Here is a 615-nt window from a genome sequence, read left to right on the forward strand (position 1 = left end):
GATATTCCATCAGCCCATCCTCGTTCATATCCATGCAGTCTGCCAACACCTCGTATTTGAGATTTTTCTTCATCTTGGTGACATAGACGACGTTCCTCTCGGTCAGTTCCTCAAACTTTTCATAGTTAATATATGCACGATCCAGGGCAACGATTTCATCATGCTTGAAATGGCTGGGGGCGAGCATGAAGGAATCGTTGGTAGCGGCAGAGGTGAACTTCACGTCACAGTGAACTCCCTCGTTTGCATGAATGACGGAATGCACTTTTATGCCACCCTTCTTCTTTCCCGTCTTAGGATGACGGCCCACGCCCTTGAAGATGACGTTAGAGAACAGGGTTATCGTGGTGGAATCGATGATTCTCAGACGTTTTACCCATTCCTCCGTACCATTGCGTCGGCTGTCCGAAGAAAGTCTGTCCTTATTGGACTCGTAAAGGTCGTGATACACGTCCTCAAAGAATTTCTCCGAGCGTCTGGCGTTCGCATCTGACAGGGTACTGCGCTTAGGAACCCTGTCAATGCCTATGTGATGAAGCTTGCGCACCTCAGCCGTCATTGCCGCCTCTATCTCGCGCAGGGAGTCGAAGCGCATGATGACTGCATACAGCATCG

The 615-nt window shown here is 49.8% G+C and carries 1 protein-coding gene; it reads right to left on the reverse strand.

The features are described from left to right. On the reverse strand, positions 1-615 hold a 615-nt coding region (locus E0E16_RS14105), incomplete at both ends, for a transposase (RefSeq protein WP_255418130.1).

Origin of the sequence: Prevotella rectalis (assembly GCF_900607215.1) — a bacterium.
Taxonomy (GTDB): Bacteria; Bacteroidota; Bacteroidia; order Bacteroidales; family Bacteroidaceae; genus Prevotella; species Prevotella brunnea.